The sequence below is a fragment of the Nonomuraea sp. NPDC049309 genome, assembly GCF_043196965.1.
GTDB lineage: Bacteria > Actinomycetota > Actinomycetes > Streptosporangiales > Streptosporangiaceae > Nonomuraea > Nonomuraea fastidiosa.
Genome location: NZ_JBICSH010000002.1, coordinates 1,249,545 through 1,273,451, shown reverse-complemented (window position 1 = coordinate 1,273,451; position 23,907 = coordinate 1,249,545). Strand labels below are relative to the sequence as shown.

17 protein-coding genes are annotated in these 23,907 nt (G+C 70.6%); 6 read left to right on the top strand and 11 right to left on the bottom strand.

All coding sequences use genetic code 11. The features are described 5' to 3' along the window. Positions 1-4: 4 nt before the first annotated feature. The 3 genes from ACGFIM_RS19905 to ACGFIM_RS19895 form a co-directional block, all read right to left on the bottom strand. A complete protein-coding gene (locus ACGFIM_RS19905; protein WP_393202204.1) occupies positions 5-430 on the bottom strand; it encodes an STAS domain-containing protein in 426 nt (141 codons plus the stop codon). 205 nt (positions 431-635) lie between these two features. After that, positions 636-1,637 carry a hypothetical protein gene (locus ACGFIM_RS19900; protein WP_393202202.1) on the bottom strand — a complete coding sequence of 334 codons (1,002 nt, stop codon included), beginning with the start codon at positions 1,635-1,637 and terminating at the stop codon, positions 636-638. Beyond that, a complete protein-coding gene (locus ACGFIM_RS19895; RefSeq protein ID WP_393202200.1) occupies positions 1,634-2,827 on the bottom strand; it encodes a hypothetical protein in 1,194 nt (397 codons plus the stop codon). Before ACGFIM_RS19895 ends, ACGFIM_RS19900 begins: the two co-directional genes overlap by 4 nt. A 315-nt stretch (positions 2,828-3,142) precedes the next feature. On the opposite strand from ACGFIM_RS19895, the gene ACGFIM_RS19890 reads away from it, so the two are divergent. From ACGFIM_RS19890 to ACGFIM_RS19880, 3 genes are all read left to right on the top strand, one after another. After that, positions 3,143-5,275, top strand: a complete 2,133-nt coding sequence (locus tag ACGFIM_RS19890; RefSeq protein ID WP_393202198.1) for a transglycosylase domain-containing protein — start codon at positions 3,143-3,145, stop codon at positions 5,273-5,275. A gap of 231 nt (positions 5,276-5,506) precedes the next feature. After that, complete coding sequence (locus ACGFIM_RS19885; RefSeq protein ID WP_393202196.1) at positions 5,507-6,478, top strand: LacI family DNA-binding transcriptional regulator; 972 nt, start codon at positions 5,507-5,509, stop codon at positions 6,476-6,478. Continuing rightward, positions 6,465-7,733, top strand: coding sequence for a serine/threonine-protein kinase (locus ACGFIM_RS19880; RefSeq protein WP_393202194.1), 1,269 nt, complete (start codon positions 6,465-6,467; stop codon positions 7,731-7,733). The genes ACGFIM_RS19885 and ACGFIM_RS19880 overlap by 14 nt, the downstream gene beginning before the upstream one ends. A 287-nt stretch (positions 7,734-8,020) precedes the next feature. Here the strand turns inward: ACGFIM_RS19880 and ACGFIM_RS19875 are convergent, their stop codons facing one another. Then, complete coding sequence (locus ACGFIM_RS19875; RefSeq protein ID WP_393202192.1) at positions 8,021-8,320, bottom strand: hypothetical protein; 300 nt, start codon at positions 8,318-8,320, stop codon at positions 8,021-8,023. Positions 8,321-8,584: 264 nt separating this feature from the next. On the opposite strand from ACGFIM_RS19875, the gene ACGFIM_RS19870 reads away from it, so the two are divergent. Together ACGFIM_RS19870 and ACGFIM_RS19865 are read left to right on the top strand one after the other, a co-directional pair. After that, positions 8,585-9,649 carry a lytic polysaccharide monooxygenase gene (locus ACGFIM_RS19870; RefSeq protein ID WP_393202190.1) on the top strand — a complete coding sequence of 355 codons (1,065 nt, stop codon included), beginning with the start codon at positions 8,585-8,587 and terminating at the stop codon, positions 9,647-9,649. After that, positions 9,646-10,170, top strand: coding sequence for a hypothetical protein (locus ACGFIM_RS19865; protein ID WP_393202188.1), 525 nt, complete (start codon positions 9,646-9,648; stop codon positions 10,168-10,170). The genes ACGFIM_RS19870 and ACGFIM_RS19865 overlap by 4 nt, the downstream gene beginning before the upstream one ends. Before the next feature lie 902 nt (positions 10,171-11,072). Here the strand turns inward: ACGFIM_RS19865 and ACGFIM_RS19860 are convergent. Together ACGFIM_RS19860 and ACGFIM_RS19855 are read right to left on the bottom strand one after the other, a co-directional pair. Beyond that, entirely contained in the window at positions 11,073-13,862 is a 2,790-nt protein-coding gene (locus ACGFIM_RS19860; RefSeq protein ID WP_393202595.1) for a glycoside hydrolase family 9 protein, read from the bottom strand. 11 nt (positions 13,863-13,873) lie between these two features. Further along, complete coding sequence (locus tag ACGFIM_RS19855) at positions 13,874-16,765, bottom strand: glycoside hydrolase family 48 protein (protein WP_393202186.1); 2,892 nt, start codon at positions 16,763-16,765, stop codon at positions 13,874-13,876. 359 nt (positions 16,766-17,124) lie between these two features. Here ACGFIM_RS19855 and ACGFIM_RS19850 point away from each other — a divergent pair, with 359 nt between their 5' ends. After that, positions 17,125-19,440 carry a glycoside hydrolase family 6 protein gene (locus tag ACGFIM_RS19850; protein WP_393202184.1) on the top strand — a complete coding sequence of 772 codons (2,316 nt, stop codon included), beginning with the start codon at positions 17,125-17,127 and terminating at the stop codon, positions 19,438-19,440. A 237-nt stretch (positions 19,441-19,677) separates the two neighbouring features. Here the strand turns inward: ACGFIM_RS19850 and ACGFIM_RS19845 are convergent, their stop codons facing one another. The 5 genes from ACGFIM_RS19845 to ACGFIM_RS19825 all read right to left on the bottom strand — a co-directional run bounded on the left by ACGFIM_RS19845 (position 19,678) and on the right by ACGFIM_RS19825 (position 23,906). Next, positions 19,678-20,079 carry a DUF1992 domain-containing protein gene (locus ACGFIM_RS19845; RefSeq protein WP_393202182.1) on the bottom strand — a complete coding sequence of 134 codons (402 nt, stop codon included), beginning with the start codon at positions 20,077-20,079 and terminating at the stop codon, positions 19,678-19,680. A gap of 13 nt (positions 20,080-20,092) precedes the next feature. Further along, a complete protein-coding gene (gene folP, locus ACGFIM_RS19840; RefSeq protein ID WP_393202180.1) occupies positions 20,093-20,992 on the bottom strand; it encodes a dihydropteroate synthase in 900 nt (299 codons plus the stop codon). Between the two features lie 72 nt (positions 20,993-21,064). After that, positions 21,065-21,538 carry an ATP-binding protein gene (locus tag ACGFIM_RS19835; RefSeq protein WP_393202178.1) on the bottom strand — a complete coding sequence of 158 codons (474 nt, stop codon included), beginning with the start codon at positions 21,536-21,538 and terminating at the stop codon, positions 21,065-21,067. Between the two features lie 95 nt (positions 21,539-21,633). Next, positions 21,634-22,683 (bottom strand): NAD-dependent epimerase/dehydratase family protein, encoded by a 1,050-nt coding sequence (locus ACGFIM_RS19830; protein WP_393202176.1) that lies wholly within the window; start codon positions 22,681-22,683, stop codon positions 21,634-21,636. 41 nt (positions 22,684-22,724) lie between these two features. Then, on the bottom strand, positions 22,725-23,906 hold the full coding sequence (locus tag ACGFIM_RS19825; RefSeq protein WP_393202174.1) for a zinc-dependent alcohol dehydrogenase: 1,182 nt from the start codon (positions 23,904-23,906) through the stop codon (positions 22,725-22,727). Position 23,907: the final 1 nt, after the last annotated feature.

The window sequence follows — 23,907 nt, the reverse complement described above, 5'->3', positions numbered from 1 at the left end:
CGGCTCACCCGGTGGCGCGGGGCCGCTCGTCCGCGACCGGCGGCGGCTCGGACGGGTGCTCTGCTGGATGAAGGGCCAGCTCGGCCAGCGTCTCGGCCACGCTGTCGCGCAGCTCCACGTGCGGCAGCAGGCCGGTCAGCCGCAGCACGGTGAGCAGGTGGGCGTTGGGCCGGACCAGGATGATCCGGCCGCCGCCTCCCTCTTCCTCCATGCGCTGCATGACCATGCCGAGCACGCCGATGATCGAGGCGTCGTAGAAGTCGAGGTCGGCCAGGTCGAAGACGAGGACGGGGCCGACCGACCAGTTCCATACGGTGTTGACGCAGGAGCTGAAGCGCTCGCGGCCGGCGTGATCGAGCACGCCGGCGGCCCGGACGACCGTGCAGTGGAAGTGCCGGGTCGTCTCGATCAGCAATCCGCTCCTGTTCACAGATAGACACTGCCCACGCAGCGGCGTTCTCACAGGTGATCGCTGATTCGAGGGGCCGCGGGTGACGCGTGTCCCGGCGCCAGGCCACACGCGAAATCCGGCCGTCACGACGCGAAGTTCCCGGCGACGCGAAGTTCCGGGTGTCATCGGCACGAGGCTCCCGGCGACACGACGCGAAGCTCCGGCTTTGCGAAACGCGCGCGCCTCAGTCGGACTGCGTGCCCGATTCCAGCGTCGGCACGCAGTCGGGCGTCGGCCCGAGCAGCACCAGCAGCGGCGCCCCGGTCAGGCCCGGCAGCACCAGCTCGGTCACGTTCCCCTGCTCGCTCTGGTCCGGCTCCCCCAGATCGCCGTCCCTGATGCTGAGCACCCGCTCCACCCTGGGCGCGGCCGAGTGCAGCAGTTTCCTGGTGGCGTGCCGCAGCCAGCGCAGCTCGCTGTTGAACCGCCGCCAGGTCGCGGGGATCATGCTGACCGCCTCCGCGCGGGTGCCGAGCCGCAGGGTGATCTTCTTCTTGGCGCCGAACCGGTCTTTGAGCACGGGGTTCATGACGAGCATGCCGGAGCGCAGCGCCCGCGAGCCCTGCCGGTGGGCGTTCGCCAGGCCGCCCGCGCTGATCAGCCCGTACAGCTCGCAGCGCGCCCCGTCGAGCGTATCGGGGTCGTAGTCCACCGGTGGCGGCTCCTCGAAGACGACCTTGTCCAGCCGCACCCCGGCCGCGCCGTCGGCGGCGATCCGCCCGGAGACGGCGTCGCGCACGTCGGGGTGCACGCCGTCGCCCTCGGTGATGTCCAGCACCTCGATGCAGATGAGGCCGTCGTCGGGGATCTCCTCGGGCGTGAGGTCGAAGGCGACCTTGGCGTGCGCCCTGCGGCCGCGCAGCAGCACGCACTGCCGCATCCGCCCCTGGGACCTGATCTGGACGAAGCGCGGCACGGGCCCGACCGGCTCGGCGCGTCCCTCGTGCCAGCCGCTGACCGACCGCTCGTCGGTGGACAGCGAGACGTGCACCCGCAGCGGCCTTCCCTGCGCCGAGACCTTGAACCCGGCCAGCCCCGAGGTCTCGAACCTGCCCACGATCTGCGTGCCTCGGCGCAGCCGGTCGGTCACCTGCAGCGCGGCGACCTTGCCGCTGTTCAGGTGGACGGGCGGGATGGCGGGAAGGATCACCGGGTCGACGTCGGTGACCGATCCTGTGCTGCTCATCGGATGTTCCTCCAGGGGGTGCACGTGATGTCCTGATCGTGGAAGTCGAAGCGGGTGAGCATGGGGTCGCGCCGCTCCCACAGCCGGGCCACGGCGCTGAAGAGGGGATCTCCGTCGGGCTCGGCGTGCCGCAGGTTGACGGCGAGCACGCGCGCGTAGTCGTCGCCCTGCTCCCAGTGGGGCAGAAGCTGGCTCGGCACGTCCGCGCCGCAGCGGCGCAGCCAGAGCCAGAGCCTGGCGCGCTCGCGCTGCTCGGGGCCGAGGATGCTCTCGCCCTTGGCGTGCTTGGCGATGGCCTCGCCGAGCAGGGCGCGCAGCTCCGACGGGGTGGCCGGGGCGTGGACGGCGCCGCACGCGCGGCCCTCCGACCAGCCGGCCTGGATGACGGGGATGCCGAACGCCGGCAGGTCGCTCTCGCCGAACGTGACCGCCGCGTCGGTCATGCTCCACAGCAGATTCGTGGAGAGCCGGCCGTCCACCCGGCGGACGCGGGAGTGGCCGGTGACGGGGTCGTGGAAGAGCCAGTTGGCGGACTCGTCGCTGGAGGCGAACCGGGTGAGCGCGCCGAACATCCGGTCGTCGCGCCCGGGTGCGTGGGCGTGGACGGTGATGGTGGGGCGGTCGGGGTCGAGGCCGAGCCTGGAGCAGCCGTAGTGGCGGAGCTGGCGGCGCTCGGTATCCGTACGGACCTGGTAGCCGCGCCGCGCCCGCCGGGTGGCCCGTTCGGCGCCCGGCCTGATCTCGTGGCGCCGTGGCCAGACGTGCCGCTCGAAGAACGCGCCGACCCTGGCGGGCAGCTCCTCGTCGATCGAGCAGGCCCCGTGGTCGGGGAAGAGCGCGTACGCCTGGAGCGAGCCCGTGCCGTGGACGTGGAGGACGGGGATCTCCCTGGGCACCGAGCGGTCGGCCACCGTGGTGACCACGGCGGCGGGCGGCTGGTCTGGTGTGGTGTCGGTGGCGCCGAAGGCCACGGCGAGCCGGGCCCATTCCGGGCGGGTGCGCGCGACCAGCCGCGTCCCGAGGTGCGCGCAGAGCGCCCGCGCCAGCAGCAGCGTCCTCGCCACGGCCCGCAGGTCCGCGTCGTACGCCTCGACCGCGACGTATCCGTCGCCGCCCGGGCCGTCTCCCCAGCAGGTCCTGGCGGCGGCGAGCAGCCGGTCGACGTGCTCACCTTCCCCGACGTGACGCATAAGCCCCTCCACCAAGGCGCAGGAAGAAATGGCCTGGTAGACGTTGCCAGTTGGGGCCGGGGGACACGGCAGGCGACACGCATCCTTGCCCGCGGCTTGAGGGAATCTCAGCCGCCGCAGGAGACCGCGCGGACCATGGCAGTCACAAGCTGGGCAAACAACGGTTATACCCAGGATCCCCGCGAAAAACGCCGATCCCGCACAACTTTCGGGGCCCGAGTGACGTCCAAGCTTTTACGCGGAGCATGTGATGCCCGGGTTTAGGATGCACCCTATTGCCACAAGTGGGAGGGGTTTACCACCATGGGTTCCCGTTTGTCGAGTGTCGCGCGCCTGACGGCGGCCGCTGCGGCGGCCGGCGTGCTGGCCGCCGCCGTCGCGTTGCCCGCGGTCGGCGGCACAGGAGCGATATTCGTCTCGGCATCCGAGGAACTCGGGATCAAACCCGAAGAGCTCAAAGAGCCCCCGCTCGCGGAGAAGACCACGGTCGTCGACGCCAGGGGCAACGTGATCGCGCAGTTCTGGGAGCAGTACCGCGAGTCGGTCACCCTCGACCAGGTCGCGCCCATCATGAAGACGGCCATCATCTCCATCGAGGACTTCCGCTTCTACGAGCACGGCGCCATCGACATCGAGGGCACCCTGCGCGCCCTGGCCAAGAACCTCTCCTCCGGTGGCATCGCCCAGGGCGGCTCGTCCATCACCCAGCAGTACGTCAAGCAGGTGCTGCTCAACTCGGCCACCACTGAAAAGGAGCGCAACGCCGCCCTTGAGGCCAGCTACGCGCGCAAGCTCAAGGAGCTGCGCTACGCGATGGCGGTCGAGGAGAAGTACACCAAGGACGAGATCCTGGAGAAGTACCTCAACATCGCCTACTTCGGCGCTCACGCCAACGGCATCGAGGCCGCCGCCAAGCGCTTCTTCGGCGTCCACGCCTCCGAGCTCAACCTCGCGCAGGCCGCGACCCTGGCCGGCGCCGTGCAGGACCCGAACGCGACCGACCCCAACCTCGGCAGGGCGCAGCGCAAGCGCCTGCTCGCCCGGCGCAACGTGGTGCTCGACCGGATGGCCGAGCTGAAGAAGATCACCCCCGAGGAGGCCGCGGCGGCCAAGGCCAAGCCGCTCGGCTACAAGGGCACCCCGCTGCCCGGTGGCTGCACCGCCAGCAAGTACCCGTACTTCTGCATGTACGTGCGCAACGAGGTGCTGAGCAACCCGGCCTTCGGCAAGACGGCCAGAGCGCGGGCGCAGTTCCTCAACCGGGGCGGCCTGACCATCCAGACCACGCTCGACCCGAAGATGCAGGCGGCCGCCGAGCGGGCGATCAAGAAGCACGTCTTCGCCTCTGACGACCCGGTGGCCGCCGAGGCGCTGATCCAGCCGGGCACCGGCCAGATCAAGGCGATGGCGGCCAGCCGCAAGTACGGCAACAACAAGCGCAAGAAGGAGATGTCGTACAACGTCGTCGCCGACGCGCAGCACGGCGGCGGCACCGGCTTCCAGGCGGGCTCGACGTTCAAGACGTTCACGCTGGTCACCGCGCTGAAGCAGGGCTGGAAGATCAACGACGGGTTCTCCGTGGGCAGCGGTTACCGCGCGCCGTACTACTCGTCGTTCAAGAACTGCAAGAAGGAGAACATCGGCGACCCCACCCACACCGTCACCAACGACGAGGGCGGCGGCGGCTTCAAGACGCTGGCCACCGGCACCTGGCAGTCGGTGAACACCTTCTTCGTCATGCTGGAGCAGAAGGTGGGCCTGTGCGAGACGATCAAGACCGCCAAGTCGCTGGGCATCCACCGCTCCGACGGACTGCCGCTGACCGAGTATGAGACGTTCACGCTCGGCACCAACGAGATGGACCCGGTGACGGTGGCCAACGCCTACGCCTCGCTGGGCGCGCGCGGCAAGTACTGCAAGCCGATGGCCATCACCAAGATCACCGACCGCAACGGCAAGGTGACCACCTACCGCCCGCAGTGCAAGCAGGTGCTCGACCCCGAGGTCGCCGACGCGGCGGCGAACATCCTGTCGGGCGTGTTCACCAAGGGCACCATGCGGGGCGTGGGCGGCATCGGCCGGCCCGCCGCCGGCAAGACGGGCACGACGGACAACCAGGCCACCGCCTGGTTCGCCGGGTTCACGCCCGACCTCGCGGGCGCGGTCAGCATCGGCGACCCGCGCGGCGCGCAGGACCACAAGCTGAACAACATCACCATCGGCGGGCGCTACTACCCCTCCGTCTTCGGCTCCTCGATCCCCGGGCCGATCTGGAAGGACACGATGATGGCCGCGCTGAAGGGCGTGCCGCCCACCGACTTCCACCCGGTGAACACCGCCCGCTTCGGCGGCTGCGGCTCGGGCTGCGCACCCCGCAAGACCTCGTCGGACGACGCCACCAACGACGACGGCGTCGACCGTCTCGAGGAGGCCGACACCGACTTCTGACGATCATCGATAGGAGCGGTTTCCTCATTGTCGGATAAGACAAATCGGGCACGGAAATACCGCTGTGATCAGTTGACCTCGCGGAAACCTCTCCGGGTTACCACCGCCTCTAGCTGAGCAAATTCACGGTGCGTCCGCACACGCGGACGCACTCTCAGCAAAGGCCCTATTAACAACGGCGAAACATTGGTAACGTGGGAGCGCTCCCAGGATCTTTCCGCGAGGTGCTCCATGACCGAGCAGCCCACACTGGCACAAGTGGCGGCCGCTGCAGGGGTTTCCCCCGCGACCGCATCAAGAGTCCTCACGGGCTCGGTGCGGGTCAGTACCTCGACCCGCCGCCAAGTCTACGACGCCGTATCCCGAATGGGATATGTCCGACAACGCGCACCCCGGGGAAGCGCCGCCAAGACCAGCACCGACGGCGTGACGGCAGTGATCTGCGACCACCTGCCCCGGCTTTTCTCCGAGCCCTACTACGCCCGGCTCCTGTCCGCCGCAGGTGCCGTGATCAGCGAACACGGCACCCACCTCATGGTGACCACCGTCACCCCGACCTCGTCCACGCTGCCCTCCTTATCCGGCTCGGTGCTCATCATCGGCGCCCGAGAGCGCCACCCCCTGGCCATCAAGTTATCCACGTCGGGCATCCCGGTACGCAACATCGGCCGGCCGCCCCACGACCTCAAGCTTCCGTTCGCCGACGTCGACAACCTCGACGGAGGCCGCCAGGCGGCCGAGCACTTCCTGCTCACCGGCCGCCGCAACGTCGCCGCCATCGGCGGCCCGCCCTCCTTACCCGGCGCCCGCGACCGGCTGGAGGGCCTCGTCCGCACCCTCCAGGCGGCCGGGGCGCCCGACGTCCCCGTCGCGTACGGCGACTTCACCGCGGCCTCAGGCACCCACGCCATGCAGTGGCTGCTGCGCCACGCACCCGGGCTCGACGCCGTGTTCGTGGCCTCCGACCTCATGGCGGCAGGCGCCATCCAGGCACTGCGCAGAGCCGGACGCAAGGTGCCCGCCGACGTCGCGGTGATCGGGTTCGACGACGCGCCGGTGGCCCGGCACACCGTCCCCGCCCTGACCACCATCCGCCAGCCCGTCGAGGAGCTCGCCACGGTCGCCACCCGGCTGCTCCTCACCGGGGCGACGGGCGTCGACCCGGTACTCCCCACGGAACTGGTCATCCGTGAGTCGGCTTGAGCCTGGGGACGTCCTGGCCCGGCGGTATCTGCTGCTGGATCCGCTGGCCCGCGGAGGCATGTCGGTCATCTGGCGCGCCTTCGACCAATCTCTGCACCGGATGGTCGCGGTCAAGGTGCTCACGGCCTCGCTGCACGACCCGCTCGAACGGGTCAGCGTACGCAGCGAGGCCCGCGCCGCCGCCCGCTTCATCCACCCCGACTCGATCGAGATCTACGACTACGGCGAGACCGTCACCACCAGCGGCAGCGTGGCCGCGTACGTGGTGATGCCGCTGCTCGACGGCACCCCGCTGGCCGAGCGCATCGAGCAGAACGGCCCGCTGCCCTGGCAGGAGGCGGCCGCCATCGGGCTGCGCCTGGCCAGGGTGCTGATGGCCGGGCACGCCCGCGGCCTGGTGCACAGGGACGTCACGGCCGAGAACGTGCTGCTCACCCCCACAGGGCCCAAGCTGCTCGACTTCGGCATCGCGGCCTGGGCCGGCGACCCCGACGACGACCGCGGCACGCCTCCTTACGTCGCCCCCGAGCGGCTGCTCGGCGTGCCCACGCATCCCGCCGTGGACGTGTACGCCTTCGGCGTGCTGCTGCACCTCATGCTGACCGGGCGCACCCCGTACCCGGAGACGACGTGGGAGGAGATCGAGGCGGCGCGCAGGACCGAGCCGCCGCCCCGCGTGACCGGCGTGCCGAACGCCGTCGCCACGCTCTGCCAGCGCTGCCTGGCGCCCCGGCCCGAGGACCGCCCGACGGCCGCGCAGATCGTCGCCGCGCTGACCGGCGCGCTCGGCACCGCCTCGCTCGGCCGCAACGTGCGGCGTGGGCTCACGGTGGCCGGCTCGGCGGCGCTCGCGCTGTCGGCGCTGCTGTGGTTCCAGCAGTCGGCGCCGCAGCATGATGCGCCGCCCGACCCGGTGGCGGTGCCGCCGTCGCCCTCGGCCAGGCTGATGGAGCGCTCGCCCGCGTCCGCGCGGACGCTCGAGCAGGCCGCCGCCGAGTTCACGACCACGCTGGAGGCCAGGACGCCCTGCGGCGCGACGGACGACGACGTGGTGCTCGACCTCAAACAGGTGCTCGCCGCCGTGGTCGCCCCCGCCCAGGGCCCCGCGCACGGGCCGTCCGCGCAGGGACCCCGTACGGGCGAGCTGCGGCAGAAGCTCTCCGACCGGCTGCGCGAAGGCCGCCTGGGGCCCGCCTGCCTGAGCGAGCTGCAGGCCCGGCTGGACGACATCGAGGCCGCGCTGGAACGCGACTGACGGCCGCGCCCCCGTGCTGGAGGATCACCCCACTCCAGCACGAGGGCGCGGCCGCCGCGCCCCGCGAACCGAGTGCGAGGACGCGACCGCCTCGCCCCGTGAACCGAGCACGAGGACGCGACCATCCCGTCCCGCCAAACGAGTACGAGGGCGCGGCCGTCCCGTCCCTGAACCGAGTGCGAGGACGCGACCGCCTCGTCCCGTAAAGAGTGAGGGGTACGGCAGCACCAGCCGTACCCCTCGTTTCGCGCGGGCCGGGCCCCTCGCAAAGCGTGCCCGCGCGAGCCTCAGGCGCAGGTGTGACCGTTCGGCACCTGCGAGCTCCCGTCCGGCGAGGTGCGCACGTAGGAGATGGCGTTCCAGCCGGTGTCGCCGAACCGCGCCTCCCAGGTCGCGCCGGCCGGGTTCGCGGTGCCGGCCCGCGATCCGCTGGGCCGGATCGAGCCCTGCCGGTCGAGCCACATCATCGGCCCGGCGCCGGTGGAACCGCCCTTCTCCCAGATCACCGGTGCACCCTGGGCCGGCGGCGCGACCCTGCCGAGCCTGAACAACGCCCCGATGAACGAAAGGATGTGCGCGTTCCTCATGGCGTGCTGCTCCCGCCTCTCTGAGAGGGGAGTGTAGTGGGAGCGCTCCCAAACGTCAGCATCCCGGCGGGGAAACGTCCGGCGAACATTTCCTCGCGCACTTCAAGGGCCGGGGCGGGCGGTCACCAGCGCCGAGCGGCACCAAGATCGCATGAAAGTTTCACGGAAGATTGTCGAATCCCGAAAAGTCGTGATTCAATGCGCTGGCCGGGCGGGCAGGTCGTGGGCAGGTTTCCTCTGTCGTCAGCGCAAGGGAATCTCCACATGAAGTTGTTCAAGTCGGCGGGAATCACCGCCGTCCTGGTCCTCATCACCTCTGTGTTAATGGTGCCCACACAGGCTCAGGCGCACGGCGTGGCCATGTTCCCCGGCAGCCGCACGTTCCTGTGCTGGCAGGACGGCCTGCGGGAGAACGGGCAGATCCAGCCGTACAACCCCGCGTGCGCCGATGCCGTCGCCCAGAGCGGCACCACTCCCCTGTACAACTGGTTCGCCGTCCTGCGCTCCGACGGCGCCGGCCGGACCAGCGGCTTCATCCCCGACGGCCAGATCTGCAGCGGCGGCACCGGCGGCCCGTACGACTTCACCGCCTACAACGCCGCGCGTACCGACTGGCCGACCACCCACCTGACCTCGGGCGCCACCATCCAGATGCGGCACAGCAACTGGGCCGAGCACCCCGGCAGGTTCGACTACTACATCACCAAGGACGGCTGGGACCCCACCAGCCCGCTGAAGTGGTCCGACCTGGAGCTCTTCGGCAGCGTCACCGACCCGCCCGCATCCGGCGGACCGGGCGGCCTGAACTACTACTACTGGGACGCCCAGCTCCCGTCCGGCAAGAGCGGCCGACACATCATCTTCACGCACTGGATCCGTTCCGACAGCGCCGAGAACTTCTACAGCTGCTCCGACGTCGTCTTCGACGGCGGCAACGGTGAGGTCACGGGCGTCGGCCCCGACGGCAGCTCCCCCGGCCCGTCGCCCGACCCCGACCCGACGGAGGAGCCGGAGCCCAACGGCGACTGCACCGCCACCTGGAAGGCCACCGACACCGGCTGGGCCGGCCACTTCCAGGGTGAGGTGACGGTCACGAACACCGGCACCAACGCCATCAACGGCTGGACCGTCAAGTGGACCTACACCGGCGGGCAGGACTTCGAAGGCTCGCCGTGGAACGGTGTGCTCGCGGCCCAAGCGCCCAACGTGTCGGTCACGAACGCCACGCACAACGGGCAGCTCGCGCCCGGTGCCTCCACCACGTTCGGGTTCAACGCAACCGGCTCCATCCCGGACCCCGCACCGAGCCTGACCTGCAGCAGCACGTGATCGCTTCGCGTCGCGGGCTCATCGCGGCGACCATCACCCTGGCCGGGATCGCCCTGGCCGGGGTGATGCTCTTCGCGAGCAGGCAGCCCTCCTCCGCGCTGAACGAGGAGCTCGCCGCCCAGGTGACCCTGATACTCGAACAGGCGTCGCCCGACGAGCACCACGCCCACGGGCACAACTTCGAATCCGGCGTCGTCTGCGCGGTCGAACCCTTCGGCACCGAGCCGCCGAACGCGACCTCGCTGGTCGAAGTACGCTGGGTCTACGCCCGCCACATGTGCGCCGTCACCGGCGAGAGCCCCGAGTGGGCCGCGTCCGTCCGCGCCTCCGGGCCGATCGCCGTGAAGCTCGGCATCCCGCCACAGATCAAGATCCCCGAACCCGGCCCCGGCTACCCCGAGCGGGTCAAGCGGCTCATCCCGGAGCGCTACCATCAGGCGGCGTTCGAGGACTTCCAGGACGACACCGCGATCGAAGCCGCCCGCCGACGCTTCGCCCAGGCCACGTCGACGGCCAAGTAGCCGCCTGCGCGGGGACGTCACACCCCCGCCCACCACCGACACCGGCCACGCGCGCCCGAGCGGAAAAGCCGTACGAGCCACACGCGCCACCGCCCCGACCGGCGCCCCAACCCGCCCTGGCAGGCGCCCCCGAGGCGATCTACCGCCGCCCCAGGACGGGCGCCAGCGCGGACACGCGGCGGCGCAGGCGCGGCGCCGGCGCAGGCACGGCGCCGGCGCAGGCACGGCGGTGCGGGCAGGACGGCAGCGCGGGCAGGGCGGCGAGCGGCGGCCCCGCCCGGACGACGCCCGCCGCACAGACCTTCACCGACGAGCAACACGCCCCGCCGCACAGACCTTCACCGACGAGCAACACGTCCCGCCGCGCGGACCTTCGCCGGTGAGCGACACGCCCCGTCGCGTGACCACCCCACCCGCCCCCGCCGTCCTGCCGACCTACCGCCCCGCCCTAACCGCCTGAGCGGGTGCATCGGTGCGGCGGTCACGCTCCTGCGAGACCCCGGTTCGCGCGACGTTCCCGTCCCCCTCGTCGCTCGGGGGTGCGGCTCGCGACGACGGGCAAGCCGACGGAGAGGGGCGCTGGAAACGGTGGGGAAGGACCGGGGGCGAAGGCGGCGAGTTCCGCGATGGGGAGGCCGGGAGAAGGCGCGCGGGGAGGTGGGCGAAGGGCCGTGAAGAGCGGGTGGGGAGCGAGGAAGAGGCGGGTGAAGAGGGCGGGAGAACGAAGAGGGCGGGAGAACACGGACGCGGCCGAGTGGAGGTTCGGCCGCGTCCGTCCCATCCGGGCGGGGATGGTGTTCGGGCAGGGATTCTAGGGTTCGCCTCACCTCCTCATACGCACCTGTGGGCCGACGGGTTCGGTGGAACCGCCCCCGCCGCTCCTGCGGCGGGGGCGGGGTCTGTCACGCGGTGGTGCAGGTGATCTCGGGGGTCGTGGAGGTGCCGTCGGCGATGAAGCCGAACGTGGCGGACGCGCCGGGCGCGAGCCCGCCGTTCCACGCCTCGTTGGTGACGGTCAGCGTGCCGCCGGAGGCGGTGTGCTTGCCGCCCCAGAGCTGGGTGATCGTGCTCTGGGTGCTCCAGGAGACGGTCCAGCCGGTGATCGCGGAGGTGCCCTCGTTGGTGACGGTCACGTCGGCCTGGTAGCCGCCGTCCCACGAGCTGACCAGCGTGTACGTCGCGGAGCATCCGCCGGACGGCGACGAGCCCGAGGTGGTGAAGGTCGTGCTCTCGGAGGCGGGCGAGCTGTTGCCGGCCGCGTCCCGCGCCACGACGCTCACCGTGTACTCGGTGTCGGGGCTGAGCCCGGTGAGCTCGAACGACGTGGTCGTGGCCGTGCCCGCCTTGGTGGACCCCAGGTAGACGTCGTACCCGGCCACGCCCACGTCGTCCGTTGACGCCTCCCAGCTCACGAGGGCGCCGGTGGCGGTGATCCCGGACACCTCCGGCTTGCCCGGCCGGCTGGGCGGCGTCTCGTCGGCGGAGTCCTCGGTGGTGAACTCCGCGGTCTCGGAAGGCTCCGAGGTGTTGCCTGCCGCGTCCCTTGCGACCACGTGGACGGTGTAGGACGTGGCAGGGGTGAGCCCGGTCAGGTCGAAGGACGTGGTGGTGGCGGTGCCTGCCTTGGTGGACCCCAGGTAGACGTCGTAGCCGACCACGCCCACGTCGTCGGTCGAGGCCGTCCAGGTGAGCCGGGCGGATGAGCCCGTGATCGCGGAGATCTCGGGCGTGCCCGGCCGGCTGGGCGGCGTCGTGTCCTCTTCGTCCTGCTCCGGCGGCTCACCCCAGATCTTGGTGTCGCCGCTGTAGAGGGTGATGCGGTCCGTCCGCACCGGGGTGGCGCCCGGCGTGGTCGGGATGTCCTGGTACGACCAGTCGTTGGACGGGTCCCACGTCCCCGAGCTGGCGATCCGGAACTGCACCTCCCTGCGGTGCTGCGACTGGCCGGCGGGCGCGATGGCCTGGCCGGAGCAGTCGATCTCCGCGTAGTACGTCCTGCCGCTCGCCTGGTGCAGCGTCGGCGCCTCGCACTGGGTGTAGGCGGAGGAGACGCTGATCTGCGAGGCGGTGGTGTCGCCGTCGAGCGTGAAGTAGTACCGGAACTTGCCGTCGGACAGCACCCGCGCCGGCCAGGCCGACTGGTTGCGCACGATGGCCTTGATCTCGGTGAACGTCGAGCCGGATGCGTTCACGCCCGCCTCGACGAAGATCTCGGGACCGTCCGGGGTCTCCTCGACGGGAAAGTCGGCCGCGGGCTCGCCGCCGTACTCCTGGTAGAGCCGGGCGACGGCGCTGGTGAAGCCGGCGTTGTAGTCGGTGGCGACCTCGTTCATCACGTAGTCGTCGCGCTCGTCGGTGTAGGCGTCGTTGGGGTCGGGCGGTCCGCCGACGAGCGCGCCGTACAGCGTGTGACGGGTCTGCTCGGGGTTGGTGATCTGGTCCGTCCACGAGCCGTGCGCCGTGCGGTGGTGCGGGTTCTTCGGCGGGTTGTCGCCGAAGCCGATCACGTACGAGGAGTTGCGCGGGTTGTCGCCGAGCGCGTAGTTGATCTGCTGGACCGCGAAGTCGTGGTAGCGGGCCTTGCGCGTGGCGTCGGTGATCGTGTCGCTGTGCACCAGCGCGGCGAACGCGGTGTTGGCCGCGTAGCGCAGCGAGCCCCACCGGTCGAGCACGGCCTGCCCGCCCGGCGAGTACGCCACCTTCGAGCCGTCCACGCCGACCGTCCACCAGTCGAGCCAGCGGTTGGCGTCGTCCAGGTACTGCTGCTTGCCGGTGAGCTTGTACAGCAGCACGTACGCGCCGTACGACTTGTCGTCCCAGGCGATCGTCCACTTGTACGACTTGATGTCGGTCTGCGGCTCGGTGCCGAGGTTCGCGTATTCGGCTTCGGCCTTGGCCAGGTAGGACTCGTCGTTCGTGGCCCGATAGAGCCAGATCGCGCCCCACACCAGCTCGTCGTTGTAGCCGCTCCAGGAGTTGTAGTAGCTGGAGGCGTCGGTGATGCAGTCGGTGTACTTCTGCCGGACGGTGTCGGCGAAGTCGTAGAGCTGTTCGGCGTGCGTGACCAGCGTGTCGGCGTAGGACGGGTCCGTCGGGCGGAAGACGATCGACGAGGCCGCCATGGCCGCCGCCGTCTCGCCCGCCAGGTCCGACCCGCCGCACGAGGCGTCGATCTTGTACGCGGGCCGGTCCATCGACATCGCCTCGGCGGGGCCCCACCAGGCGTGGTCGGTGCCGCCGTTGCCGACCTGCCCGTAGAGCACGTTCGGCGACGGGTGGGCCTTGATGAAGTAGTCGTTGACCCACTTGAGGTTGTTGAGCAGGTGGGTGAGCTGGCCGGATGAGACGTAGGCGTCGCGGTACTCGACCGCGCCCCAGGCCAGCATGGTGGCGGAGAAGGCCATCGGGAAGCCGAACTTGACGTGGTCGCCCGCGTCGTACCAGCCGCCCGTCAGGTCGACTCCGACGTCCTTGCCGTCGTCGAGGCCCGAGTCGCCGCGCCAGGAGACGCGGTTCCAGTCGGGCAGCCGGCCCGACTGCTGGGCCTCGTAGAACCACAGCGACTTCTGCAGCGCCTCACCGTAGGCGAAGGCGGGCGCGGCCTGCGCTGCGGCGGCGTGCGCGTCCTTCGCGGCGTGGGCCGCCGGCCCCGCCCCCAGAAGGGGCAGGACCAGCGACGCCGCGGCGATCATCACCGCTTTTCTCACGGGAACAACCGCCCGTACTCGGCGAGGGCGACGGCGACGTCCACCTGCGCCCAGAACCGGTGGTAGTTGAAGACCGGGGCGGGCCCGTTGCCGTCGAGGAAGTCCTTGACCTTCGGCCAGTCAGGGTCGTCCTCGTAGAACGACCTGATCGACAGGAACGTGGAGTCCGAGTTGATCGGGTCGCCGTTCGGCATCGTGCCGCTCCAGCCCTCCGGCACGTAGACCGGGTCGTCCACGCGCTGGTAGTCGGACTTGGTCTCCGGCACCGAGACGCCCTTGTCGTCGCGGTTGGCCCAGACGCCGTCGAGCAGCGCCTTGGCGGTGTCCCTGGCCTCGGTGTGGTCCGCCTTGGCCGCGTAGTACATCAGCGCCTTGGCGTACGCACCGGCCACGCCGACGTCCTGCGTGTAGTCCTTGACGGTCACGTGCAGGTCCGGGTTGGCCGGCGGCATGCCGGTGTCGGAGTCGAAGTCACCGGCGGGAGCGCCGGTCCACTCCAGCGTGGAGGGGATCTCGTAGCTGCCGTCGGAGTTGATCGTGGTGTGGTCGAGCGCCCACTCCACCCACTTGTCGAGCAGCGCCTTGGCGTCGGAGTTGCCGGTGGCGTAGTAGAGCTCCGCCACGCGCTCCATCGTCCACGCCTGGAAGCCGAACCACTGGTTGGACGGCGGGTCGTGGTAGACCGGCTGCCAGTCGTAGGTCATGCCGTGGAACTTCGGCAGGTCCGACGGCGGCGTGCCGTAGTGGCCCTCCCAGCTGTTGGTCGCGCCGCCGGCGATCCCGCCCTCGGCCGACTGCAGCCACGTGTAGAACTGCAGCTGCCGGGTGAGGCTGGTGCTCCAGTCGCTGGCGCCGGTGGCGCTCTTCGGCTTGAGCTCGTCCACGTTCGACAGCGCCCAGGCGGCGAACGGGTTCTGGTAGCCCGAGTGGCTGTGGCTCGAACCGATGCGCCAGGCCCAGCCGGCGCTCGAGTCGGTCGCGCCGCCCCACGCGTAGTACCAGCTCAGCAGGTAGTGCGAGGCGTTCTTGCCGGTGCCGGCCGGGCACGAGGGGCTCGTGCAGCCGGGCTGCTTGAAGTACTTGTCGTACATCGCGTAGCGGAGGTAGTCGCCCATCTTGGCGGCCTTCGCCACGGTGTCGGAGATCTCCGACTCCTTGTTCTGCTCCTTCGCCCAGGTCAGCGCCCAGTAAGCGACCTGGACCGCGCGGGCGTCGGCGTCGGGGGCGTTGGTGTACTTCCACTGCTTGGCGTACGAGTCGTCCTTGGTGAACAGGTCCAGGTAGCCGTTCGGGCCGCCGTGCGCGAACGTGTCGCAGGACGGCTGCGGGATCGTCTCGAAGACCGACTCCTCGGCCCCGCGCTGGTAGGTGTTGATGTAGGCGGGCTTGGTGGTGCCGTCGCCGCAGCGGCCGAAGCCGTAGGTGTTGTCGACGTCCAGCAGCCAGTGCATGCCGTAGATGTCGCGGGTGCCGTACGCGCTCTCCAGTTCGTTCGCGATCGGGTCGGAGCCGACCGACACGCTGCTGTCGAGCTGCGTCGGGTACTCGCTGATGTCGGTGTGCTCGGCGGCGTACGTCGCCGGCTTCGACGGGTCGTAGAACGAGTTCGTCGGCTGGTCGGCGGTGGACGGGATGATGTACTGCTCCATCGACGCCCACGCGGCGTTGAACTTCGACCAGTCGCCGGTCACCCGGCCGTAGGTGGCCTCCAGCCACAGGTAGTAGCTGTAGGCCTCGGACGTGGTCTCGTGGCCGTGGTCCGGCGCCTCGACCATGAACGTCTCGATCGAGTGGTACGGCACGCCCTCGGGCGAGAAGTAGCCGTTGGCCGGGTCGTGGATCTCGTTGTACAGCTCGACGAAGCGCTGTACGTACTCGTTGTCGCCGCCGACGTCGTCGTCGGCCTCGTTGGCGGTCACGTCCACGGCGGTGTAGCCGTCCGCGCTGACGCGGAAGACGGCCGAGCCGGCGGTCGTGTCCTCGTCGTCGGCCGCGCTGATCGTGAAGGTCTGCGCCTCGTCGTAGTCGCTCGGGGTGAACGTCGCGGACTCGGGCGAGACGGTGAGGTCGGTGTCACCGCTGACGCGGGTGACGCCGACGGTCACGTCCGATGAGGGCTCCTCCGAGAGGCGGACGCTGAAGGTGGCTTCGCCGCCCTCGGGCACGGAGATCGTCGTCGGGCTGACGACGAGCGCCGGGCCGGTGTTCGGCGAGACCGTGATGCCGACGGGCGCGGAGGTGGTGACCAGGCCGCTGTCGTCGGTGGCGCGGGCGGTGATGGAGTAACTGCCGGCCTCGACGTTCGTCCAGTCGTAGGTGTAGGGGGCGGTGGTGTCGGTGCCGAGCAGGGTGGTGCCCTGGTAGAACTCGACCTTGCTGATGGTGCCGTCGGAGTCGGACGCGGTGGCCGCGATCGGCACGGTGGCCGGGGCGGTGAACGTCTGGCCCGCGGTGGGCGAGGTGAGCGTGACGGTGGGTGCGGAGCCGGTCTCACCGCAGGTGACGCCGTTCACGCTGAACGTGGTCGGGCTCGGGTTGCTGCCGGTCCAGGTGCCGTTGAAGCCGATCGAGACGGAGTCGCCGGTGGCCAGGTCGCCGTTGTACGGCATGCTGGTGGCGGTGACGTGGGTGCCCGACTGGCTCCAGTTCGCACCCCAGCCGCTCGGGGTGTACTGCTGGCCCGTGGTCGGGAAGTCGAATTCCAGGGTCCACGAGCTGATGGGGTCGCCGGTGTTCTTGAGCGTGATGTTGGCGGTGAAGCCGCCCTGGTTCTGGCCGCTGGTCCACTCGTTGGCCGCGTACGTGACGTCGCACGCCACGGCCGCCTGGGCCGGTGTCGCCGCGAGGGTCGTGGTCAACCCCGCCGCGAGGATCAGGGTGGTGGCCACGGCGAGCCGTCTTGATAAGCGTGTCAGGAGGTTCGGAGGTCTGTGCTTCACGGGGTCTCCAGGGGAGTAGGAATTGTGGGAGCGCTCCCAAACGGGATTGTGGGTGACGCTGCCCGTATGTCAACGGAATGGCATCGCGGTAACCCCCGCGTTTCCTCTCACCTGGTTGCCCGGGATGAAAGTTTCATCTGCATTCCGGGGCATTAGACGAGCATGTGGCGCGGCTGAGGGCTCGCGGAGAAGCGGCCGCTGTACACCGTGGCGAGTGCGGCAGACCATGGGAGCGCTCCCAGCCACCTAGCCACTGGAGATGATCGCAAGTGAGACTCCACCGCGGCCTCCGCAAATGGGCCGTGACCATGACAGCCGCGAGCGTCGCGGCCTTAGGACTCGTCGCCGGCCAGAGTACCGCGGCGAACGCCGCCGTCGCCTGCGACGTCACCTACACAGCCAACTCGTGGACGAGCGGCCAGGATCAGGGCGGTTTCACCGCGAACATCACGCTCAAGAACACCGGTGATCCGCTGTCGTCGTGGTCGCTGGAGTTCGACTTCCCGACCACGGGCCAGCAGTACACCCCGAGCGGCTGGGGTGCGAACTGGAGCCAGTCGGGCGCCCACGTCACCGCCACCAGCATGCCGTACAACGGCGACCTGGCCACCGGCGACTCCGTCTCGATCGGCTTCAACGGCACCTGGACCGGCAGCAACCCCGAGCCCACGTCCTTCACCGTCAACGGCACCCCCTGCGGTGACACGCAGACCCCCGCCGAGCCCGCGGTGATCCTCTCGGCCAGCTCCGTGGCCGTCGAGGAGGGCGGCACGGCCTCGCTCACCGCCCGCCTGTCGGAGGAGCCCACCTCGACCATCACCCTCACCACCGCCCGCGTCAGCGGCGACGAGGACCTGACGGTCGAGACCGGCGCCACGCTCACCTTCACGCCGAGCAACTGGGACACCCCGCAGACCATCACGCTGGCCGCCGCCCAGGACGACGACGACGAAGCGGGCACCGCCACCTTCAGCGTCACGGGCAACGGCGTCACCGGCGCCACGTTCACCGCGACCGAGGTGGACGACGACGCCACGGTGGAGCAGGCGATCATCGTGACGCCGACCTCGGTGACCGTCCCCGAGGGCTCGACCGCCACGTTCACCGTGCGCCTCGCCGCCGAGCCGTCCTCCGACGTGACCGTCACCACGACGGCCGGCAGCGGCGACTCCGACCTCACCGTCAGCGACGGCGACTCGCTCACCTTCACGCCGAGCAACTGGGACACCCCGCAGACGGTCACCCTGGCGGCCGCGCAGGACGATGACTCGGTGAACGGCTCGCGCACCTTCACCGTGGCCGCCGACGGCCTGACCCCGCGCACGGTCACCGCCACCGAGGCCGACGACGACGGCGTCTCCACGCCCACCCACGTCGACAACCCGTACGAGGGCGCCACCGGCTACGTCAACCCCGACTGGAGCAGCAAGGCCGCGAACGAGCCCGGCGGCAGCGCCGTCGCGAACATCTCCACCGCCGTGTGGCTCGACCGCATCGCCGCCATCGAGGGCGCGGGCGGCGCCATGGGCCTGCGCGCGCACCTGGACGAGGCCGTCAGGCAGGACGCCGCCAACGGCTCCGCGCCGCTGACCATCCAGATCGTCGTCTACAACCTGCCCAACCGCGACTGCTCGGCGCTGGCCTCCAACGGTGAGCTGCGCATCTCGGAGAACGGCTTCAACCGCTACAAGTCGGAGTACATCGACCCGATCGCCGAGATCCTCAGCGACTCCGCCTACTCCAACCTGCGCATCGTCACCATCATCGAGCCCGACTCGCTGCCGAACCTCGTCACCAACCTCGACAGGTTCGCCGACTGCCGCGAGGCCAACGGCACCGGCGGCTACCGGGACGGCATCCGGTACGCGCTCGACCAGCTCCACGCGATCCCCAACGTCTACACCTACCTCGACGCCGCCCACCACGCCTGGCTCGGCTGGGACTCGAACTTCCAGCCCGCCGTGAACCTGTTCTACGAGACCGTGGCCGGCACCGCCGACGGCGTGGACAGCGTGGACGGCTTCATCGTCAACACCGCCAACTACTCGGCCACGGTCGAGCCGCACTTCACCATCAACACCACGGTGAACGGCCAGTCGGTCCGCCAGTCCAAGTGGGTGGACTGGAACTACTACGTGGACGAGCAGTCCTTCGCCTCCGACCTGCGCAGCGCCCTGATCGCCAAGGGCTTCCGCTCCGGGCTCGGCATGCTGATCGACACCTCGCGCAACGGCTGGGGCGGCTCCGACCGGCCCACCGGCCCGAGCTCGTCGACCCAGGTGGACGAGTTCGTCGACCAGTCGCGCATCGACCGCCGCATCCACGCCGGCAACTGGTGCAACCAGAGCGGTGCCGGCATGGGTGAGCGCCCGACCGCCTCGCCCGCTCCCGGCTTCGACGCCTACGTGTGGATCAAGCCGCCGGGCGAGTCCGACGGCTCCAGCCAGGAGATCGACAACGACGAGGGCAAGCGGTTCGACCGCATGTGCGACCCGACGTACCAGGGCAACGAGCTCAACGGCTACAACTACACGGGTGCGCTGCCCGACGCGCCGATCTCCGGCCAGTGGTTCTCGGCTCAGTTCCGCGAGCTGCTCGCCAACGCCTACCCGCCCATCGACTGACAGGCCCGGCCGGCCCGAACCCCGCCTGACCCGAGGCGACGGCCGGCCTGAGGGACTCGCCTGACCCGGGTCCCTCGACTCCCGAAGCGGGGTCCGGTCCCCACACCGGGCCCCGCTTCCGCACGCCCGCACCAGTGCGGCGGGTCCGCTCTGCCCCAGCGGGCGACACAGCGGGCGACACGGCGGGCGACACAGCGGGCGACACGGGCCGGCTCCGGCGGAAAGGCGCGGGCCGGGTCAGGAGTGGGTGCGGCGCCATTCGGCGGCGACCGCGTCCACGTCGAACGGCATCATGTTGAGCGGCGGCCCCGAGAGCCCGGTCCTGATCGCCTCGCGGATCCGCTGGTTGATCTCCTCGATGATGCGCCGCGCCTCGGCCTCGCTGCGGGCGCCACGCGCCTCGGCGAGCGCGATCTCGGCGTCCTTGCGCAGCTGCAGCGACGGGGGCAGCGGCATCGCCAGCCCTTCGCTTGCGATCTTCTGCTTGACCCACCAGTTCTCGTCGAGCGGCTTGCCCTGGTCGGACAGCGGTTTGCCCTTGCCGGGCAGATCGTCGAACTCGCCGCGCTCCTCAGCCTCGCGGATCTGCCGGTCTATCCAGCTTTCGAACGGCATCCCGATGGGCTTGCGCTGCGTCACGTACGGGTCCTCCTCATGCAAGGTTGTGGCGGGGGGCCAGCGGGGCGCGCCAGCCGAGCACGGCCTCGGTCATGCGCACGGAGGCGACGGTGGCGGCGACGTCGTGCACGCGCAGGATGCGCGCGCCCTTGAGTACGGCGATCACATTGGCGGCGATGGTGCCCTCCTTGCGCTCGCCCTGGGGCCGGTCGAGCGTCTCGCCGATGAAGTCCTTGTTGGACAGCGCCACCAGCGTGGGGTAGCCGATGGCGGTGATCTCCTCCAGGCGGCGGGTCAGCTCGAGCGAGTGGAAGGTGTTCTTGTTGAGGTCGTGGCCGGGGTCGATGATGATCTTCTCGGGCGCGATGCCGGCCTTGAGCGCGTACTCGACCCGTTCGCGCAGGAAGCCGGCCACCTCGGTGACGACGTCGCCGTAGCTGGGCCGCAGCACCCGCCGGCCGGGCCCGCCCAGGCTGTGGGTGACGACCACGGCGGCGCCGGTGGCCGCGGCGACCTCGGCGATGCCCGGTTCGCGCAGGCCGTTGGTGTCGTTGATGACGTCGGCGCCGGCCGCGACGGCCGCCTCGGCGACCTCGGGGCGGTGGGTGTCGACCGAGATCACGGCGTCGGTGGCGGCTCTGACCTCGGCGATGACGGGCACCACCCGGTCGATCTCCTCGGCCGCGCTGATCGGGGCCTGGGCGGCGCTGAAGGCGAAGCCGCCGATGTCGACCCAGTCGGCCCCTTCGTCGACGGCCTTGGTGGCCGCCGCGACCGCCTGGTCGAGCGCGAAGGTGCGGCCCCGGTCGTGGAAGGAGTTGGGCGTCCTGTTGACGATGGCCATGATCGCGACTTGGCGCTCGAAATCGAACTCCCGCCGGCCGAGACGCCGGACGGGAGCGATGATGCCGGATGCTGGCATGTCGGCGCTCACGTGGTGATCCTCTCCGTCCCTTCGAGCCTACCCGGCGGCCGTGCCGGTGAGCCGCGCGGGACGGTTTCGCGATCAGGCGGTGAAGCAGCCGGAGTACCCGTCCCCGGGGGCGGCCACCCTGATCCACCGCATGCCCCTGCGTACGGGGTGCCCGGCGGCGGGCGGTAACCGCATGGTGAGCAGCACGCTGGTGCCTTCGGGCCCGGTGCGCAGGTCGGCCGCGTCGCACAGGCGGCGCATCAGGTACAGGCCGCGTCCGCTGCTGTCCTGGTCGGATGCCTGCTTGTCGCCGTCCACGTACGGCTGGGGGATGCCCGCGCCGTGGTCGCTCGTCTCGGCCCTGAGCACGCCGTCGGCCGTCCACAGCCGCAGGTGGCCGATGCCGCCCGCGTGCTCGACGGCGTTGACCACGCTCTCGTGGACGGCGAGGACGAAGTCGTCGAGCCGGACGCCGTGCAGCCCGCAGCTCCTGGCGTGTCCGGCGACCTCGTGGCGCAGCCCGCTGATGTCGTCGGTGGTGAAGGTCTGGCTGAACAACACGCGCATGCGCTCCTCCGTGCCAATTCCGACACAGGCCGCGCTTCAGGACCTCGCGTGTCCTTCATTTCCCGGACCGCGGGGATTTACACAAAGTTAGAGATCTACGGGCGTTTGCCCATGCCGGACGCCATTTCGCGTACCCGTCCCGCGGGTCCCTTGTCGGGGGCCAGCGGCGCGGTGTCCATGCCCGCGCCCTCGCGCAGCCCTTCGAAGAGCTCACGCATCGCCTCGTGCGAGGAGTACCGCGGCGTCCAGCCGAGCACGTCGCGGGCCCGGTCGGTCTTCATCAGCGGGATGCGCAGCGCGAGTTCGAGCAGGCCGGGCGAGGCCGGGAAGAGCCGCAGGGTCCAGCCCGCGCTCACCGCCGCCATGGCCAGCCGCGGCGGCACCTTCAGCGTGCGCGTGCCCAGCATGTCCGCCAGGTCCTGCGGGTCGAGCACGGGCTCCGCGGCGAGGTTGAACGCCCCGCGCACGGGCTTGGTCACGGCCAGCCGGTACGCCTGGGCCGCGTCCTCGGCGTGCAGCACCTGCAGCCGCAGGCCGGGGATGTCCGGCACGAACGGCACCCGCCCCGCTCTGATGAGCCGCCGGGGCACCAGAGGCCCCGCGAACAGCCGGCGCTGCTCGGTGGCGGCCGCCCGCTGGAAGATGAAGCCGGGCCGCATGCGCACGACGCGGATGTTCGGGTGGTCGTGCTCGAAGACGTCGAGCACCCGCTCCACGTACGCCTTCTCCCGCCCGTACGCCGCACCCGGCCAGCCGTGCGTGGGCCAGCTCTCGTCCACGGGACGGTCCTTGGGCCCCGGCGAGTACGCGCCCACCGACGAGGCGTGCACCAGCGCCCGCACCCCGGCCTCGGCGGCGGCGCGGAAGACGCGCATGCTGCCCAGCACGTTCGCCCGCCAGGTGACGGCGGGGTCCCTGGTCGGCTGGAACAGCCAGGCCAGGTGGACCACCGCGTCGGCGCCGTCGAAGATCCTGGTCAGGTCGGCGGTGGCCACGTCGGCCTGCCGCCATTCGGTGCGCCCGGCCTGCCAGCCGGGCAGCCTGCGGGCGACCCCGACGATGGAGGTCACGTCGTCGTCCGTGCTCAGCGCACGCACCACGCTGGTGCCCACGTTTCCCGTGGCTCCCACCACTACGACTCTCATGGCAGCACCGCTGCCCTGGCCATGGGCGGCGAAACCCGAGCTCAGGGCTGTAGCAGGATCTTCACCGCGCCGTTCGCCTTCTTCTGGAACATCTCGTACGCCTGCGGCGCCTGGTCGAGCGAGAGCCGGTGGGTGGCGAGGTCCATCACGCCGAGCGGGTCGCCGTCGCCGGTGAGCAGCGGCATCAGCGGGCTGATCCAGCGCTTGACGTGCGCCTGCCCCATGCGCAGCGTGATGCCCTTGTCGAACATGCGCAGCATCGGCAGCGGGTCGGTCATGCCGCCGTAGACGCCGGTGATGGAGATGACGCCGCCGCGCCTGACGGTGTCGATGGCCTGGTGGAGCGCGTGCAGCCGGTCGACGCCGGCGTTGGCCATGAGCGGCGCGGCCACCGCGTCGGGCAGCAGCCCCGTGAGGGTCTGGGCGAGCTTGGCACCGGGCGAGCCGTGCGCCTCCATGCCGACCGCGTCGATGACGGAGTCGGTGCCGCGCCCCGACGTGCGCTCCCTGACCTCGCCGGGGACGTCGGCGACCTCGCTCGCGTCGATGACCTCGATGCCGTGGCGGCGGGCCATCTCCAGCCGGGCGATGACGCCGTCCACCCCGATCACGCGGTGGCCGAGGTGGCGGGCGATGCGGGCGCACATCTGGCCGATCGGGCCGAGGCCGTACACGGTGACGCTGCCGCCCTCGGGGATGTCGGCCCACGCGACGGCCTGCCAGGCGGTGGGCAGCACGTCCGACAGGTAGACGAAGCGCTCGTCGGGCGGCCCCTCCGGGACCTTGATGGGGCCGAACTGGGCCTCGGGCACCCGCAGGTACTCGGCCTGCCCGCCGGGGACCTGGCCGTACAGCCTGGTGTAGCCGTACAGCGCGGCGCCCATGCCCTGGTCGCGCACCTGGGTCGTCTCGCACTGCGCGTACAGCTCGAGGCCGCACATGTGGCAGTGTCCGCAGGAGATGTTGAACGGGATGACGACGCGGTCGCCGGGCTTGAGCGTGGTGATGGCGGAGCCGACCTCTTCGACCACGCCCATGGGCTCGTGCCCGAGGATGTCGCCCTCGGTCATGAAGGGGCCGAGCACCTCGTACAGGTGCAGGTCGGAGCCGCAGATCCCGGTGCTGGTGACCCTGATGATCGCGTCGTTGGGCTCCTTGATGGCCGGGTCGGGCACCTGCTCGACCCGTACGTCGCGCTTGCCGTGCCAGGTGACTGCCTTCATG